Below are 558 nucleotides of genomic sequence, written 5' to 3' on the forward strand. Positions count from 1 at the left end.
CCATTGGGCGCTGCCACTATATCTGGACGATGGGCGGCATTCGCGTTAGGATCCACAGTAATTTGCGCCTGTAACGCTGAAGGGGCTAACAAACAAGAAAAACCAAGTCCCCCAAATAAAACCTTTTTGAGCATCGTACTGGAGACTAAAACACCTAATAAAGCTGCTCTTTCTGCTCTCTTTTCATATCTCATACGTTAACTCCCCAATAAAAAATGCTTAAAGTTCCATTGTTAATGTCATAAAAAATGTTCCTGATTTTTTGTGCTTAACTGTGCTCCAAAAAATACTGGAATAACTGGCATCAAGAGAGACCATGCCTCCCGCAAGCTTGACACCTGCTGTCCAACCGGCAAGCTGATCATTCTTAATCCCATACAAGGGTTGTGCAAAAACACGCCCATAATCCAAACCAACATAAGGGCGAAGTTCTCCAAAAACCTTTTTGAAGGTCGCGTGATTGCTCCACGGAATGGTGCGTAGCAACAAATCATTCCGGCTAAAAAAACCGTTATTGCCAAAAAGCAAACTCTCACGCGTGCCACGAACATTGGAAGC

General features: G+C 43.7%; 2 protein-coding genes. Both read right to left on the reverse strand.

Going from position 1 to position 558, the window contains the following annotated elements; all coding sequences use genetic code 11:
- Positions 1 to 194, reverse strand: a 194-nt coding sequence (locus tag ACFINW_RS10130) for a hypothetical protein (protein WP_375612704.1), incomplete at its 3' end; no start/stop codon positions are given.
- Positions 195 to 219: 25 nt separating this feature from the next.
- Positions 220 to 558: ShlB/FhaC/HecB family hemolysin secretion/activation protein (locus ACFINW_RS10135; protein WP_375674279.1), on the reverse strand; the 339-nt coding region annotated here is incomplete at its 5' end.

This window comes from Bartonella sp. AA18HLJMS, assembly GCF_042197245.1.
Lineage (GTDB): Bacteria > Pseudomonadota > Alphaproteobacteria > Rhizobiales > Rhizobiaceae > Bartonella.